Raw genomic sequence first — 16,150 nt, forward strand, 5'->3', positions numbered from 1 at the left:
TATAAAAGATTTAAAATAATATGTGTAAGATGCACTGAATAGATTAATCTATTTTTTAGCTTTTTATAAAAAGAAAGGAGATACAAATAGTTTTCTTAAAAGAATAAAGTTACAATACAGTTAGGGGGAAAAAGGAATGTTACAAAGAGAGAGAAGAAAAATAAATAAGCTTTTATCAGCTATAGTATGTTTTTTGTTTATGTTTTCAATTGTGCCAATTACTGCTTTAGCTGATGAAGTTCAGGCTATAACTACTAGTGCAGAAAGTAGTGTAGAAATTAAGGTAGGACAGGTCTACTCAGGGTTCAAATTAGTTGATGAAAAGCCTTTAGATGATGTAGTGATAAAAACTTTTTTACATGAAAAAACAGGAGCTAGACTTACCTACTTTGAAAATGATGATGAAAATAAGGAATTTTCTATTGGATTTAAGACATTGCCTGAAGATAATACAGGTGTAAACCATATTATAGAGCACTCTGTATTTGGTGGTTCTGAAAAATTTCCAGTTAAAGATCTTTTGTCAAGACTTCCTTCATCACTTCGTTGCTTATTTATGAATGCATTCACAAGTAATGACGCAACTATATATCCAGTGGCAAGTAAGTATGACAAGGATTTCAGAGCACTTATGGATGTTTATCTTGACATGGTTTTTAATCCCAATCTACTTAGAGATGAAAATATATTTAGAAGAGAAGGTTGGAGATATGAGCTTAATTCAAAAGATGATGAGCTTAAAATAAATGGTATAGTTTACAATGAGATGAAGGGGTATTATTCGCAGACAGAAGGGATTTTTATGCAGCATGAAATACTAAAATCATTATTCCCTGACACCATTTATAAATATGAAAGTGGTGGGCATCCAGACAATATACCTGAGTTATCTTATGAACAGTTTAAGGAAACATATAAGAAGTACTATACTCCTTCTAATGCAAATATAGTTTTATGTGGCAAGATGGACATATTAGAAACCCTTAAGTTTATCAATGATAATCATTTAAGTAAATTTAATAAGGAAACAGTGGATTCAAAAATAGAACTTCAGAAGCCTTTTGATAAAATGGCAGAAGTTGAAACAGAATATAGCATTTCTAAGAATGTGTCAACTGAGAATAAGAGCATAATGTTACTAAACTATGTGGTAGATACTGTGAAGGATAGGGAATCTTTGTTTGCACTTGACAAGCTATCATCTATTTTAGGAGATACCTCAAAATCTCCATTAGCAAAAGCTTTAAAAGACGCAGGATATAAGGGGAATATGGAATCTGTAGTAATTGGCAATTTCCAACCTGTACTCAGCATTATACTTAGAGATATAGATAAGAGTGAAAAGGGAAAATATGAAAAAATCATAAAGGATACACTTGCAAAAATAGTGGATGATGGTTTTGATAAAGAACTAGTAAATGAGTATTTTAAAGAACCAAAGGATGATAAAGATGATAAAGACATTGGAATATATATACCATGGAATAAGTATTTTATAGTAGCACAACAGTTTTTAAAATATGATCTTGATTGTGCAAAGTATGTGGACGCCAGCGATATTGAGGAAAATATAAAGAACGCTATCTCAAAGGGTGATAAATACTTTGAAAAATACATTCAGGATAAAATCATAAATAATAAACACTGTTCATTGATTATGATAAATCCAAAGCCAGGGTTAGAAGAGGTAAGGGGACAGAATTTAAAGAAAAAGCTAGATGAATTTAAAGCATCTCTTACCCCAGAAAAACTTGATGAGATTGTAGGTAAAACTGCGGAATTTAAAAAATGGAATGATACTCCACTAACTAAGGAACAAATTGCAACAATACCTACAGCTGAAAAGAATGATGACAAGGTAGAATATAAAAAGCAAGAGAGAAAAGAAAAAAATATAGATGGTGTAAAGGTATTATATTATCCTTGTAAAACAGATGATGATGTATATATGAATGTGCACTTTAATACTAATAATGTTCCACAAGATAAGCTTAATTATTTAAAATTGTATACCTTATTAAATGGAGCTACCAATTTACACAATGCATCAAAAGAAGATTTTGAAAAATTGTGTAATGATGAAGAAATAAACCTTGTAGCTATAGAGATGAATGTTCCTTTAGTTTCAACTACAGGTGATTTTATTCCAATGATACAACTGAATGGATCATTTAAAATAGACAAGACAAGCAAAGCTATTTCAGCAATGAAAGATATGATGATGGACATAGATTATGGAGACAAAAAAAATATAGAGCAGGCTATAAATGATCAGATATCATTTTTAGATAAACTAACCACTGTTAACTCTGAAGCTATTCCAAGACAATCCATACTTTCTACATTCTCAGATGTGAATAAACACGATAGTATAGAGAAGACACTTCAATATAAAGAATTTCTTAAAAATATTGTAGAAAACTTTTCAGAGGAATGGCCTAAAACAGTAAAAGAAATAAAAGAAGTAGAAAAAAAGATTTTCAACAAAGACAATACTATGGTTAGTATGACCTGTGATGCTGAAAAAGTACAAATATTAGAAGACAATTGTAAGGTATTTATTGATGCATTAGGAGACAAGCCTTTTGTAAAGGAAAAATATGAATTTGCATCTACAGAAAAAAATATGGCCTATATAAATAATGACAAGGGTCTTAGTGTCGTAAAAGGTGGCAATTTCTTAAAACATGGTGGCACCTACAATGGTAGCACAATGGTTACTGCTTCTATAATAAATGAGTATTTAATTAATACTGTAAGAGTAAAGGGTGGAGCATACACTGTATATTGTTTGCCAGATTTGTATGGTAACATAGTTATGTGTTCTTTAAATGATCCTAACATTAAGGAAACTCTTGACTATTATGATGCAACAGCAGATTATTTAAAAAATCTAAAAATGTCCCAGGAAGAACTGAATAAATACATCAGTGTTACTCTAAATGCAATAGATCAATTAATGGTTATGATTGAGCAACCAAGCATTATGATGTCACAGATGGACAATAATTATCTTATAAAAATGGATGATAATTACCTTCAAATTATTAGAGACGAAATTGTAAATACAAAACCTGAGGATATAAGAAAATTTGGAGAAGTATTGGAAAAGGTTCTTTCTGAAAATAATTACTCTGTTTCAGGAAATAAGGAAAAAATATTGGAAAATAAGGAGTTGTTCAGTAAGGTTGTGGATTTAAGCAGTTCGGAAAACAATAATACTGAAAACCTAATGGAAGAATTGCAGAAAAAAGCCATGAGAATAAATGGCACAGATAGATATGAAACTGCATCTAATATCTCATCCCAAGTATGGCAACAGGCTGATACAGCAATTATCTGTTATGGAGAGAATTATGCTGATGCACTTTCGGCAATATCTCTATCAAAAAAATATGATGCCCCTATATTGCTTACAAAAACTGAAAAGTTAGATGATAGTACAAAGAAAGCTTTAGAAAATCTAAAGGTTAGAAATGCTATTATCATTGGTGGAGAAGGTGTAGTATCTAGTGAGGTGGAAAAAAGCTTAACTAGTATGGGACTAAGCACGGAGAGAATATTTGGTAAGGATAGATACGAAACATCATTAAAGGTGGCAGAAAAACTAGGTGAAATCCATGGAATAGTTCTTACAACTGGAAAGGATTATGTTTCAGGTTTATCAATGGCAACCTATGCTGCTAACCACAATATGGCTGTATTGCTTGTTGATAATGACGATATGAGTATCGAAATGTCAGAATATATTAAAGCTCAAAAGGTAAGTGAGATATATTATGCTGGAAATGATAAAACCATAGGAAAAAACATTCTCAGCGTAATTCCACATGGAAAGAGAATTTTCAATGACAATAGGTACAGTGAGAATATTGAAATATTAAATAACTTCAAAGATAGCATGAATTACGAAAATGTATTTGTCGTTAATGGAGAGGATTTTGCTGATGCCTTATGTGCAGCAGCTGTTGCAGCAAAAACCAATGCACCAGTTGTATTTATGAATAAAAAAGTTGAGGATTCAACTAAGGAGTATTTAAAGAATGTACTTTCTAATACACAATTTTTGATTATAATTGGATCAGAGGGTGCAGTTAGCAATGAAACATTAGTAGAACATTTTAAATAACATCATTTTCAATTAGTGATAATTTTATGTAAATCGCATAAAAAACCTTCCTCCCACAATGGATTCAATAACATGGGCCATTTTGGGAGGAAGTATATTTTAAATGGAAAATTAGCAACAATGCTTTGTATAAAATCAGGTCATGGTTCCACAAAGGTATTTCACCAAAATAATTGAAATATAAAATATGTTTATGTTGACAAAGTAGATTGGAGGTAAGTTGAAATAGTGAAAAAAAGAAGCATTATTATATTGCTTTGCAGTATATGTTTTTTTTGCATAACAGCCTGTTCAAAAAAACAATATGATGATATAGGGAAAGATAGTATAAAAGAAAAGGGCTTTAGTGAAGTAGTGGCTAAGCTTCAGCCTGCGAAAAAATATGAAATTCCAAGTTCAAAGAGAAACAATTATAGTATTGAAGGAGTTTTTGATAATAATAGTAAAAGTGTTCATGCAAAGGAAACTATAGTATATACAAATAGATATAAAAGCCAACTGAAGGATATGGTTTTACATTTATATGCTGATGCTTACGGAAATGAAGATACCATGCCCAAAGGATTTGGTGGGGACATTTTTGACAAGAATTATTTAGGTGATATATGTGTAAAGTGTGTAAAGGCGGATAGCAAAACTGTGGAATTTACTCAAAATGATGAAGTTCTTCATTTTGAACTGCCACAGACGCTTATGCCAGATAAGGAGATAAGTCTCTATATTGAATTTGAGCTTAAAATTCCAAAATCTAATGGCAGATTTGGATTTATAGAAAATGATTACAGTTTTACAAACTGGTATCCTATAGTGTCCATGTACGATGAACTAAGTGGCCAATGGGACAAAAACTCATTCCACAATATAGGTGAATCAAATTTTGCGGATTACTCAGATTATAAAGTAAATATGGAAATACCTAATGATATGGTAATGGTTGCCACTGGTGTATGTAAAGAAAATGTAAAAGGAAATGGCAGGAAAATTGTGATTGCTGAAGAAAAAAATGTTAAGGATTTTGCCATGTATATATCTTCGGGTTACAAGGTTATATCTGACGGCATAGATGGCATAACAATAAATAGTTATTATTTTGGTGATAAATCAGGTGCAGCTAAGAGATTGCTTAATGAGGTAAAACAAGCCATGCATTTTTATAATAATGTTATAGGCAGTTACCCCTACAAGGAACTTGACATAGTAGAGAGCAGATTAAAGGGTGGAGCTATGGAATACCCAGGCATAATACAAATGTATTCATATGAAAATGAGAGCAGTTCGGCGGAGATTGAAGAAAAATATTTAAACAGTACGGATCAGATTGTCATACATGAACTGGTACATCAGTGGTGGTTTGGGGTGGTAGGCAATAATGAATATGAAGAGCCTATTTTAGATGAATCATTTACTTGCTATTGGACAAGTCTTTACTTTGAAAAATTTTATGGTAGAAGCAATAAATTTACCATGACAAGTATACTATCGAATTATGTGTTTTTTAAATCACTTTTGCCTATGAATAGAAATGTAAGTTCATTCAGTGAACCTCAGGAATACGATATTGTAATATATCTGATGGCTCCAATGTCATTAGAAGATTTACGACGACAGTGTGGTGATGAGAAATTTATTGAAATATTTAGACTTTACTATGAAAAGTTTAAATTTACCAATGCCACTGTGACGGATTTTGAGAAATGTGTGAAAGATGTATGTGGAGAAGAAAAGGCAAAGGATTTCAATAATGCTATCAATGGTGTAGAATACGATGTTAATAAATTTCATGAATAAGGGGATGATATTTTGGACGAAACAGCAGCAGTAAAGAGAAAAAAAACTAAAATAAAAAAGACCATACGGAATATAATTATTTTTCTTCTTTCCATTGGAATAATTATTCTTAGTTTATTTTATGTATCATACAAGATTGACAAAAAGAACAACATAGACGAATTAAAGGCAATGAAATTTAATGGTGGTATTATTAAAGGAACATTGGAAGAAAATTTCAATACTTGTCTTAAAAATATTACTTGGGACTATGAAAGAAAAAATGAAAAGAACATGGTGAGTGTGCAAGGAGAGTATAAGCATGGAACAAAGAAAATTCAAGTTGAGGTAGAATTTCAAGTAATGGGGGGTAATACTGCGAAAGTTGTTAATGTTTATGCTGATGGTAAGAGAGATTTTGAAATTTGGCCCCAAATAGTAGAGAGTATGGAGTATAAGCAGTAAAGGTATTGATATTTTTAGAGATTAGTATGTGTTTAATAGGTGTTGCCTTAAAAAGAAGCCAGTGTAATATCAACCATAAAGGAGTGGTTAAAGTGAAAAAGTTAATGAAATATTTTAAAATTGGAACTATGGAATGGAGCACTACAGTTAAATACTGTTTAATTATTGGTACAATAATAGGTTTACTTGTTGGAGCACATATAATAATTAAAATATGAATTAATATCTAAAGTTTTAACTTAGGGAGATTTAAAGGAAATGCTTAAAAAACAGAATGTATTTTTGATTGGATGCATTATTATGGGGATATATGGTTTTCTACTAAAAGAAAATGATTCAATAATATCAGCATTTATACTATATATTAGCCTAGGCGTGTGGTTAAAAGGTATCTATAATGCAAGCCCAGAAGTAAATAAAGCTAAAACTATGTATGGTTATATAGTGAATTGGGGCATTTTTACGGTTTATTATATATCTATACTTGAAATAGTAGATTACTATTTTCATATTATAACTAAAAATGTTGACAGTATATTTAGCGGGTTAGGAGTTATGATGATTGCCCCTATAATGATAGTTTTAATCATAAGTCTTTATAAGTTTTTTAAAGTGAGAAAAGAAAAATAATATAGAAGCTGTAGGTCCTAAAATAACTACTACATATTCAATATAACAAGCGATGGTACAAACTATGGATGTAGAGATTTTAGTTCCCATAGATCATGAGTTTAATGAAACAGAGGAATATAAGTTCAAACCAGAAATACAACTTATGAACTGCCTGAAGGATTCATACAAGGGGAATCCACAGGGGTTCAATAATGCTGTAATGGAAATACAAAAGTATATTGCAGAAAACAAGCTTATACCAATAACATCTATGTATATTGTAACTTTAAAGGAAGTAACAAAACCAGAAGAAATTTAGCTTTGCTTACGTGAACAGAAATGGAAATGAATCTTAAGGTAGCAGAGGAAAATGTAAAGCTTACAACAATAAAATCACCCTGTGATGGGGTAATGAATATAATCTCCAGAATAAAGGAAGGGGATTACGTGCAGAGCGGTACGCCTGTAATAAGCATAGTACCAGAAAGAAATGAGAGCTTTAATATAGAAATATACATTCCTAATGAGAATTTAGGCGAGATAAAGGAAAATCAAGAAGTAAGTATAGAACTATTGTCTTTGCCAGGAAGAGAGTATGGATATCTTAAATCCAAGCTTAAGAATATAAGTGTAGATGCAAAGATAAAAAGTGGCATGATGGAACAAGCAAAAATTATAAACAGAAGGGCATCATACTTCAGGTATTTCCTAGAGAAGATAGATATTCTGGATTAGAGATAACAAATAAATATATTTTTCAGTGATGAGAAAAACATATAGGAGGATTTGAAATATGTAAATGGTTTTAAATAATGGATTTTGTGAAATGACACAGGACGAGATGGAGATGGTTGATGGTGGCGATTTTGGGCGTAATTTAGGATACGCATGTGCAACTGTCTGTTGTGTAGGAGCTACTATTGTAACTGGTCCGTTAGCTGGAGGAGCAGCACTAGCAGCAGCTGGATGGTATTGGTATGATGCTGTAAGATAAATTGTAGGTTTAGAATAATAATATGAATTATATTCTTAAGGAGGGTATATATGAGAAAATGTATAAGATGTAATGAGGATATGGTAGATGGGTATTTACTAAATGTAGAGGGAAAACTATACGGAGTAAACTTATCTAATGAAGATTGCAAAAAAATTTATAAAAATACGGAAAAGATTTTTGTTTCAGTATGCCCAAAATGTGGTGAAATATCACTTTATGTAGATAAAAAATAATTTTGTAAGTGGTGAATGAAAATGATTTCCTCCCACAATGAATTCAATAACATGGGTCATTGTTGGGAGGAAGTATATTTTAAATGGAAAATAGAAGCTGTAGGTCTTAGAATAACTACTACACATTCAATTAAGCAGCTGATTAATATGGGGCGCATACTGTACGAAGGTGGTTTTGATATAAATATATTTCTCAGTTATGAGAAGAACATAGAGGAGAATTAGTAGCGTTATTAGGTGGACTCATAGGAGTGACAGTAGGTACTGTTGCAGGTGGATTTAAAGCGGTATATTTAGATTTAATCGAGGAGGTAAATAAGTGAATATATATATATTGTTATTATGGTATATTGTTTATTTTCCTTAGTGTTGGATTATATAAACAAAAAGAACAGGTCAATTGAAAATATAAAAAAATATATTGCAAATACATTTAAATGTGAAAAATATATAAATATAGTTATTTTCATATTCGGAGCTATAAGTATAATAATCATACATTTTTTAAGTTTTAAAATACCATTAAGACAAATATTAGAAACGGTTATCTGTTGCATAACTGTTTATATGATATCAGTTAAATAACGTATAATTTCAGTGAAAATCTTACTTTATAAGTTTTTTAAAGTGAGAAAAGAAAAATAATATTAAAACACCTTACAAAGTTGAAATTTAGCTTTGTAAGGTGTTTTTTTCTAGTCTTCGTGATGGCATTCATGCTCATGAGCATGGCATGCGATGCCAGAGTCCTTTAGTTCTCCATTAAGCCATTTCTGTGCTACATCAGCTATAGATCCTGAGCATCCACGAATAACTTTTATACCGGCATTGTTTAGGACATGTACTGCGCCATCTCCCATGTTTCCTGCTAGCATCAGTTCAACACCCATATCTGCTAATACAGAGGAAATATTAGATTTGCAGCCACAACCTTCTGGTGAGTCCACCTTTTCAGTTTCTAATATGGTTTTCTTTTCAGTATCTACAGTAAGTACGGAAAAGTATTCACAGTGTCCGAAGTGATCGTCTATATTATTATTTCTTGATGGTAATGCAATTTTCATTTTATCAACCTCCACATATCTTTCTTGACAATGTTATGAACATATGTCATATATATAGTATAATATTACTGTTGTGGACATATGTCAATAATTTTGAAGGAATTCAATAGCATATTAATGAAAATATTTATACAGGGAGGCTTGTGAGTATGCCAAGACCAAGGAAGTGCAGGCGAGTGTGCGGTTTACCTCAAAGCAATATTTTTGGACCATTGTGTGATCCACGAAATGATGAAAACACCATATTTATGACTGTGGATGAATATGAGACCATAAGGCTTATGGACATGGAGTCTATGACGCAAGAGCAGTGTGCTGAGCAGATGCAAGTTGCTAGAACTACAGTTCAAAGAATTTATAATGATGCTCGAAAGAAGATAGCTTTGGCCCTAGTAAAGGGTCAATTTCTTAAAATCCAAGGGGGAGATTTTAGGTTATGTAGTAAATCTCATTTATGTGATGGAGTGCAATGCCCATGTAAATGTAGGTGTAAATGTGAAGAGAAAAAAGAATAACTATTTAGAAACTGAATAAATATAGCTAAGGTCATAGAAAAAACGTATTAGATGAATATTTCCATAGAGTTTAAAATAAAACTATGAAGTTATGTTTTAAACAAATGGGGGAAAGTATAAAATGAAAGAGCTAGATATGTTACTAGAGAATTTCGCCAATGCAAGGCGAAATGGATTTGTAGAAGTAAAGGAAATCAAGGAATCGGGGAAACAGGTTATAGGTGTATATTGTGGTTTTGCACCCTATGAATTATTAGCAGCTTCTGGGGCTATGGTAGCATGGCTTTGTGGCATGAGTGAGGAACCTATTTCCGATGCAGAAAAAGAATTGCCAAGGAACATATGTCCTCTTATAAAATCATCCTATGGTTTTGCCATTACCGGAAAATGTCCTTACTATTATTTTTCAGATATGCTGATTGGAGAGACCACTTGCGATGGTAAAAAGAAGATGTATGAATATCTCGGTACCATGAAGCCAATGCATATCATGTCATTACCACAAAATCTTCACAGAGAAAGTTCTCTTGAGTATTACAAAGATGAGCTGCTTATATTGAAGGATGAGGTAGAAAAGAATTTAGGAGTTAAGATAACTGAAGAGGCCATAAGTGAAAAAATTAAATTAAGAAATTCAGAGAGAAAGGCTTTAAGAGAGTTTTATGAGTTAGGAAAACTTTGTCCACCACCACTTACAGGTATTGAAATGAGGAAGGTTTTAGGATCTACGCAGTACATAGGTGATAAGGAAAAAGAAATTGAAAATATAAAAAACATAACAAGGCTTGTAAAAGAAAGATATGAAAGTGAAGGAACTACAGTATCAAAAGATGCAAAGAGAATTCTTGTGACAGGATGTCCATTAGGGGATGCCACAGAAAAGATTCTAGAGACCATTGAAGACAATGGTGGAGTTATTGTATGTTTTGAAAATTGTAGTTCTACAAAGAGCATTGACGATCTTGTGGATGAGACAAAAAATCCATATGATGCATTGGCTGAAAGGTATCTTAAAACTGCTTGTGCATGTATGAGTCCAAACACGAATAGATTGAATATGATAGACCATTATATAGACGAATATAAAATAGATGGTGTAATAGATGTTATTCTACAAACATGTCACACATATAATGTGGAGACTAATAGAATTAAGAAAAAGACCAATGAAAAGGGTGTTCCATACATGAGCCTTGAAACTACATATTCTCAAGAAGATATTGGTGGACTTACTACAAGAATTGCTGCCTTTATAGAGATGCTATAAAGGATGGTGAAAAAAATGTTAATAAATAAAATGACCTCAGCTGAAAGAATGAATGGTTTAGTAATGGGTGATGCCATTGACAGAGTGCCAGTGAATTTGATGCTAGGGTCCTACCCAGCGGTACTGGCAGGTGTGGACTTTAAAACATATTTTGAAAATACATCCATTGAAGATATATTTAAAATGAATGTAAAATGTGATGAAGTTTTCCAACAAGACGGCTTTACGGGTTTTGCTATGCCTGGTGGATATGGGGCTGCTTTTGGGGGAACATATAGGTTTAGTGATAGAATTAAATTTCAGAACCCTACTTTGGTAAAAAAAGTAGTGAATGATCTTCATGATATTGAATTGTTGCAGATACCAGACGGAGTAAATGCTCCCTGTATAAAAAAAGCTGCTGATTATACTGATTATGTAGTAAAAAAAGGTGGCGGAGTTGGGATATTTGGTGGGACAGCTTTTACTACAACTCAGGAATTAGTAAGTGTAGATAAAATGCTTAAATGGATGAAAACAGAGCCAAATATGCTTCATAAATTAATACAAAAGGTTCAAAAGTACCTTATAAAAGTTGGAGATTACTATGTTGATAAGTATGGCGCTGATAGGTGTGGAGGCTTTATGCCATTCCCTATGGAATCTAATGAAATAATATCACCAAAGATGTTTCAAGAATTTAGCCTTCCATATATTAAGGAGTTGTATGATCATTTTGTGAATCGTGGTGTTAAGGCATGGAATTTTCATCTTTGCGGAAAGCATAATGATAACCTTGAGTATTTTAAAAGGGATATAAACCCTTTGCCAAGAACAGTCATTAGTATTGGAAGAGATATGGATCTACAAAAAACAGGAGGTTATTTAGGAAGTCAATATATAATAGCTGGGAATCTTCCTACATCAGTGCTACAAATTAGTTCTGAAAAGGAGGTTTATGCGGAAAGTGGCAAGATAATTAGCGGCATGAAATACAGGGAAGGCGGTTTTATTTTTATGCCTGACTGTGGAATATCACCACTAACACCAGCTGAAAATCTCCAAGCTATGATACAAGCTACATCAGATTTTGGCGCATATTAATATGATATAAAAAACAGACTATTGCTGAAAATGCATAGTCTGTTGTTATCTGATTAGTAGAATTCTGATTATATGATGAAGGTTGTTTCATCTATCCATTTATATTGCGGTTTAATTAACTTTATATCTTCAACAAGTTTAAATAGAGCCACATCTTTTTCTTTACACTCTAACATGACGTCAAAATCTTTGTTGATAGAACGAGTTTTTTCTATGAAATTGATAAAGTCTTCGGCTACAATGAAATCTGCATGTTTTCTAACTTTTTCTCCATTTAAAGGAGAGGAAAAATGAAACTTTGGAGGTAGTTTTTGTTTCTGCCATGTGGTGAAAATTTCATCTAAAAAGCTTTCCAAGGGGATTCCATCATTGTTGCAGTTGTGGTGGTGAACATCTAGCACCATGGGTATACTCAAAGCCTTGCAAAGCTTAAGCGTATCCACAGCATTATAAATTTTATCATCATTCTCCACTATAATATTTCCCTTTAGTATTTGTGGAAGGGCTTTGAATGCCACCGCAAATCTTTCCAGTCCATTTTCCTTTCCGTCTGGTGCGCCACCAATGTGTAAAACCATTTTCCAATCTTTATACCCCATGTCTTGAAACCATTCTGCTTGCCTCATAAGATTTACTATAGTATTTTTAACCACTAATGGATTTGTGCTATTTAGAACATTGAATTGATCTGGATGAGTATCTACACGCATGGAGGAATTCTTTATTATTTTTCCAATATACTTAAAGTCATTTTTAAATATCTCCCTATGCCCCCAGTAGCCAACTTCAGGGTGAGTTACTAGGGGAATAAGGGAAGACGTTATTCTGTAAAAGTGAATGTTATTTTCTATATTGTACTCTAGTAGTTTTATGAGATCCGATAAGTTTGAAAGTGTTACGTCGGTAAGCTTTTTTAATTTTTCTTCTGGAGTTTTTAATTTACAGTAATTTGTATAGGTGACTGTACTTGAACTGGTGACTTTCCTTCCTAGCTTGTTTGATATGGCAACGTAGCCAAGTCTTATCTTCATATATTCCTCCATGTTATAAACAAAATTATAATAAGTTTAACTAAATAATAACAAAGAATCGTAAAAGAAAGCAAGTGTATTAAAAAATCCAAAATAAAATGAATATTTTTTCACTGAAAACTTGGCAATTAACAAAAAGTTAACTTAATTAAAAGCTAAAAGTCCTTAAAATGCAAAACAGTGTGTATTAAAAAACCATATATGTTAAAAATAAAATTGAAGTGATTTCTTCACTAGTGTATCATTCCATATATAATGAAGAAAAGGTGGAGGAATAGCGTGAAAAAAGTAGTGAAATTAATTGTTTTATTATGTATGATTCTATTTTGTTTTAGTGGATGCATAAGTAAAAATAATAATGTAAATCCCGATGAAGATTATAATAAATCCTCAAAATCTGTAGATGGAGGTACCCTTGTTATTCCAATATCATCAGAGCCATCAAGTTTAAATCCTCTTTTCAGTCGCGATAAAACTACTTACATGGTGACTAATGCTTTATATGATCCATTATTCGTATTAGATGGGGAGGAAATCAGGTATTACTTAGCCAATAGTCTAAGTGTGTCAGAAGATATGCTCACGTACACCATAGAACTTAGAAATAATTTAAAGTGGCACGATGGTATGCCTATTAATGCAGATGATCTTATATTTACTGTGGAAAAAATATTAGATGAAAGGGAAAACATACATTTAAAAAGTAATTTCTTAGTTTATAAGAAACCTGTTCAGATAAGGAAAATTGACAATCTTACTGTGGAATTTAAATTACCACAAGTATATATTCCTTTTAAACAGAATTTAAGTCATCTTATTGTGATTCCTAAACATATTTTTCAAGATAAAACTGAACTAGGTAGTATTGCATCTTCTATAGACAATACAATTGGTTCAGGACCTTATGCTCTGAAATCTTGGAAAAGTGGAGAGACTATAGTGGTAAAAAAGTTCTCTCAATATTATCAAACTCCAGCACATATAGATGAGATTGTGTATTGTAAAATGATAGACAGTAGTGTAATAGATATAGAGTTAAACAATGGAAAACCTATAGCTAGCTATGTGTCGGAAAAACAATGCATTCAGTATAAAGATGATAAGCGATATAATTTATATAGTTTTGATGAGGGTATGCTAAATTATATTATGATCAACACAAAAAATAATGCTGTTTTGGCCAATAAGAACGTAAGGAAAGCCATTTGTTATGCCTTAAACAGGGATAAAATTATAAAAGAAAGTCATATAGAGCATAGTTTATGTAAAGAGGCATATTCGGTATTTTCACCAAGGACCTTGTATTATTCCAATGACATTGAAAAGTATACTACAAATGTTGATAAAGCTAAAGAGTTGCTAAAAAAAGAGGGTTTAAATGATATAAAAATTGATTTTAATTATATAAAAGATAACGAACAAGCTACTAAAATTGCTTACAATGTTAGAAAACAACTAAGTGAAGTTGGTATATCTGTTGATCTTACCCCTATAGATAGGGAAACTTATATTGAAATTTTTACTGCTTTTAATAACAAAAACTTTGATCTTATGACTAACACTTATGCTATGGGGTCAGAACCAAGCTCTTATAAAGATGTGTATATGACAGGAGCTATATTTAATGTATTTAATTATGGCAGCAGAGAAGTAGACAATATGTTCATTGAAGCTGATAAAGAAATAAGCAACAAAAAACGAGAACAGATGTATAAAAAAATTCAGCAGACTATTGCAGAGGATGCTGTTATATACCCTATAGAGTATGAAATATCCCACATTATTGCTCCCAAAAACCTAGGTGGTGTAGAGGACGCAAAGCTTGTGCCAATCTATATGTTTGAAGATTTATCAAAACTATATTTTACTGAATAACAAAGAGCAGGTTACCTTGAAGACTAGGTAACCTGCTTTTCTTATGACTTGTTTACATTTAATATGCAAATTGAACTAAATATAAGAAGTATTCCAATTATTCCTGTTAAAGTAATGGATTCTTGAAAAACTATAATACCTACTATTGTTGCCACCATAGGTTCAACAAAGGCCATGACAGAAGCTTTGCCAGGTTCGGTGTTTTTTAATCCTAAGGTATATAAAAGAAAAGGCAATAGTGTTGAAATTATGCCAATGGATAGTGAGTTTATAATGGATGATGATGATTGAAGTCTCACAAAAAAATCAGCTTTAACACAAAATGGTATTAAAAAAAGTGAAGCAACGAAAAAAGTGTATGAAGTCACTGTAATAGAATCATATTTTTTTAAAGCCACATTGCCGAAAATTGTATATAAGGCATATCCAATTCCAGAACCTATACCAGTGAGTATACCTAGGGTGGATATATTGCTAAATCCATCAGGTTTAAAAATGCTACCAAGGATACCAGTGGTAAACAAACATCCAATTAATGAAAGCACAAGAGCCGTTATTTTTTGCTTTGTTATATGCTCACCAAAGAATATAGAGGACATTATCATTACAAAGCAGGGAGCAGTGTATAGAAGTATAGCTGCCATGGATAGAGTTGTGAGTTTTATGGTTATGAAGTACATTACATTAAAGAACACTATGCTCAAAATTCCTGTACCAATAAAGAGCCATAGGTCTTTTAACTTAATTTTAAGCTTTGATATATCAAAAATAATTACGTAGATTAATAAAATTATAGCGGTTATAATGCTCCTTAAGAAGGTAATTTCAATAGAATTAAATCCTTGCAAGGAAAGTTTTTTTGAAAAGATTCCTATGATTCCCCAACAAATGCCGGCAAGGATGATATAAAGAGAAGAAAAAAACTTCACACTTCCTATGCTATTTTTGTGTTGCATATTTTTAACTTTCATATATTCCTCCTAATTGATGTATAGTAAATAATATAAAGACCGTAATCATTTTAACATATATAATTTATAAATACTAATGATAATTAATAGAAAATTAGTTATAATGTTATTAGTATATGTAATAATATTTATATTTTGTGG

17 protein-coding genes are annotated in these 16,150 nt (G+C 31.7%); 14 read left to right on the forward strand and 3 right to left on the reverse strand.

Annotated elements, in window-relative coordinates; genetic code table 11:
- Positions 1-136: 136 nt before the first annotated feature.
- The 10 genes from BUA73_RS01800 (at position 137) to BUA73_RS01845 (ending at position 8,428) form a co-directional block, all read left to right on the forward strand.
- Positions 137-4,129, forward strand: coding sequence for a cell wall-binding repeat-containing protein (locus tag BUA73_RS01800; RefSeq protein ID WP_072901673.1), 3,993 nt, complete (start codon positions 137-139; stop codon positions 4,127-4,129).
- A gap of 228 nt (positions 4,130-4,357) precedes the next feature.
- Positions 4,358-5,917, forward strand: a complete 1,560-nt coding sequence (locus BUA73_RS01805) for a M1 family metallopeptidase (protein ID WP_072901676.1) — start codon at positions 4,358-4,360, stop codon at positions 5,915-5,917.
- 12 nt (positions 5,918-5,929) lie between these two features.
- On the forward strand, positions 5,930-6,361 hold the full coding sequence (locus BUA73_RS01810) for a hypothetical protein (RefSeq protein WP_072901678.1): 432 nt from the start codon (positions 5,930-5,932) through the stop codon (positions 6,359-6,361).
- A gap of 92 nt (positions 6,362-6,453) precedes the next feature.
- Positions 6,454-6,579, forward strand: a complete 126-nt coding sequence (locus BUA73_RS14455) for a hypothetical protein (protein WP_278319397.1) — start codon at positions 6,454-6,456, stop codon at positions 6,577-6,579.
- 40 nt (positions 6,580-6,619) lie between these two features.
- Positions 6,620-6,991, forward strand: coding sequence for a hypothetical protein (locus tag BUA73_RS01820; RefSeq protein WP_072901682.1), 372 nt, complete (start codon positions 6,620-6,622; stop codon positions 6,989-6,991).
- A 64-nt stretch (positions 6,992-7,055) separates the two neighbouring features.
- On the forward strand, positions 7,056-7,292 hold the full coding sequence (locus BUA73_RS01825; protein ID WP_072901684.1) for a hypothetical protein: 237 nt from the start codon (positions 7,056-7,058) through the stop codon (positions 7,290-7,292).
- A gap of 20 nt (positions 7,293-7,312) precedes the next feature.
- Positions 7,313-7,708 (forward strand): HlyD family secretion protein, encoded by a 396-nt coding sequence (locus tag BUA73_RS01830; protein ID WP_072901686.1) that lies wholly within the window; start codon positions 7,313-7,315, stop codon positions 7,706-7,708.
- 64 nt (positions 7,709-7,772) lie between these two features.
- Positions 7,773-7,967 carry a hypothetical protein gene (locus BUA73_RS01835; protein WP_072901688.1) on the forward strand — a complete coding sequence of 65 codons (195 nt, stop codon included), beginning with the start codon at positions 7,773-7,775 and terminating at the stop codon, positions 7,965-7,967.
- Between the two features lie 50 nt (positions 7,968-8,017).
- Positions 8,018-8,203, forward strand: a complete 186-nt coding sequence (locus BUA73_RS01840; protein ID WP_072901691.1) for a hypothetical protein — start codon at positions 8,018-8,020, stop codon at positions 8,201-8,203.
- A gap of 21 nt (positions 8,204-8,224) precedes the next feature.
- Positions 8,225-8,428 carry a hypothetical protein gene (locus BUA73_RS01845; protein WP_072901693.1) on the forward strand — a complete coding sequence of 68 codons (204 nt, stop codon included), beginning with the start codon at positions 8,225-8,227 and terminating at the stop codon, positions 8,426-8,428.
- A gap of 470 nt (positions 8,429-8,898) precedes the next feature.
- Here the strand turns inward: BUA73_RS01845 and BUA73_RS01855 are convergent, their stop codons facing one another.
- Positions 8,899-9,267 carry a NifB/NifX family molybdenum-iron cluster-binding protein gene (locus BUA73_RS01855; RefSeq protein WP_072901697.1) on the reverse strand — a complete coding sequence of 123 codons (369 nt, stop codon included), beginning with the start codon at positions 9,265-9,267 and terminating at the stop codon, positions 8,899-8,901.
- 149 nt (positions 9,268-9,416) lie between these two features.
- On the opposite strand from BUA73_RS01855, the gene BUA73_RS01860 reads away from it, so the two are divergent.
- The 3 genes from BUA73_RS01860 to BUA73_RS01870 all read left to right on the forward strand — a co-directional run bounded on the left by BUA73_RS01860 (position 9,417) and on the right by BUA73_RS01870 (position 12,132).
- Positions 9,417-9,782, forward strand: a complete 366-nt coding sequence (locus BUA73_RS01860) for a DUF134 domain-containing protein (RefSeq protein WP_072901700.1) — start codon at positions 9,417-9,419, stop codon at positions 9,780-9,782.
- 121 nt (positions 9,783-9,903) lie between these two features.
- On the forward strand, positions 9,904-11,049 hold the full coding sequence (locus BUA73_RS01865; RefSeq protein ID WP_072901702.1) for a double-cubane-cluster-containing anaerobic reductase: 1,146 nt from the start codon (positions 9,904-9,906) through the stop codon (positions 11,047-11,049).
- Positions 11,050-11,064: 15 nt separating this feature from the next.
- Positions 11,065-12,132 carry a uroporphyrinogen decarboxylase family protein gene (locus BUA73_RS01870; RefSeq protein WP_072901704.1) on the forward strand — a complete coding sequence of 356 codons (1,068 nt, stop codon included), beginning with the start codon at positions 11,065-11,067 and terminating at the stop codon, positions 12,130-12,132.
- A gap of 68 nt (positions 12,133-12,200) precedes the next feature.
- Here BUA73_RS01870 and uvsE read toward each other — a convergent pair whose 3' ends face one another.
- A complete protein-coding gene (uvsE, locus tag BUA73_RS01875; RefSeq protein WP_072901706.1) occupies positions 12,201-13,163 on the reverse strand; it encodes a UV DNA damage repair endonuclease UvsE in 963 nt (320 codons plus the stop codon).
- A gap of 279 nt (positions 13,164-13,442) precedes the next feature.
- Between uvsE and BUA73_RS01880 the strand changes: the two genes are divergently transcribed.
- Positions 13,443-15,038: an ABC transporter substrate-binding protein gene (locus BUA73_RS01880; protein ID WP_178139201.1), complete on the forward strand. Its 1,596-nt coding sequence runs from the start codon at positions 13,443-13,445 to the stop codon at positions 15,036-15,038.
- A 41-nt stretch (positions 15,039-15,079) separates the two neighbouring features.
- Here the strand turns inward: BUA73_RS01880 and BUA73_RS01885 are convergent, their stop codons facing one another.
- Positions 15,080-16,009: a DMT family transporter gene (locus BUA73_RS01885; RefSeq protein WP_084671967.1), complete on the reverse strand. Its 930-nt coding sequence runs from the start codon at positions 16,007-16,009 to the stop codon at positions 15,080-15,082.
- Between the last annotated feature and the right edge of the window lie 141 nt (positions 16,010-16,150).

The sequence above is a fragment of the Hathewaya proteolytica DSM 3090 genome (genome assembly GCF_900142225.1).
Lineage (GTDB): Bacteria > Bacillota > Clostridia > Clostridiales > Clostridiaceae > Hathewaya > Hathewaya proteolytica.

Bases quoted from the DNA above. Each gene is read 5' to 3' on its own strand.
- BUA73_RS01800 (WP_072901673.1), top strand. From the start codon at position 137: ATGTTACAAAGAGAGAGAAGAAAAATAAATAAGCTTTTATCAGCTATA.
- BUA73_RS01820 (WP_072901682.1), top strand. From the start codon at position 6,620: ATGCTTAAAAAACAGAATGTATTTTTGATTGGATGCATTATTATGGGG.
- BUA73_RS01825 (WP_072901684.1), top strand. From the start codon at position 7,056: ATGGATGTAGAGATTTTAGTTCCCATAGATCATGAGTTTAATGAAACA.
- BUA73_RS01830 (WP_072901686.1), top strand. From the start codon at position 7,313: ATGGAAATGAATCTTAAGGTAGCAGAGGAAAATGTAAAGCTTACAACA.
- BUA73_RS01835 (WP_072901688.1), top strand. From the start codon at position 7,773: ATGGTTTTAAATAATGGATTTTGTGAAATGACACAGGACGAGATGGAG.
- BUA73_RS01840 (WP_072901691.1), top strand. From the start codon at position 8,018: ATGAGAAAATGTATAAGATGTAATGAGGATATGGTAGATGGGTATTTA.
- BUA73_RS01845 (WP_072901693.1), top strand. From the start codon at position 8,225: ATGATTTCCTCCCACAATGAATTCAATAACATGGGTCATTGTTGGGAG.
- BUA73_RS01855 (WP_072901697.1), bottom strand. From the start codon at position 9,267: ATGAAAATTGCATTACCATCAAGAAATAATAATATAGACGATCACTTC.
- BUA73_RS01860 (WP_072901700.1), top strand. From the start codon at position 9,417: ATGCCAAGACCAAGGAAGTGCAGGCGAGTGTGCGGTTTACCTCAAAGC.
- BUA73_RS01865 (WP_072901702.1), top strand. From the start codon at position 9,904: ATGAAAGAGCTAGATATGTTACTAGAGAATTTCGCCAATGCAAGGCGA.
- BUA73_RS01870 (WP_072901704.1), top strand. From the start codon at position 11,065: ATGTTAATAAATAAAATGACCTCAGCTGAAAGAATGAATGGTTTAGTA.
- uvsE (WP_072901706.1), bottom strand. From the start codon at position 13,163: ATGAAGATAAGACTTGGCTACGTTGCCATATCAAACAAGCTAGGAAGG.
- BUA73_RS01885 (WP_084671967.1), bottom strand. From the start codon at position 16,009: ATGAAAGTTAAAAATATGCAACACAAAAATAGCATAGGAAGTGTGAAG.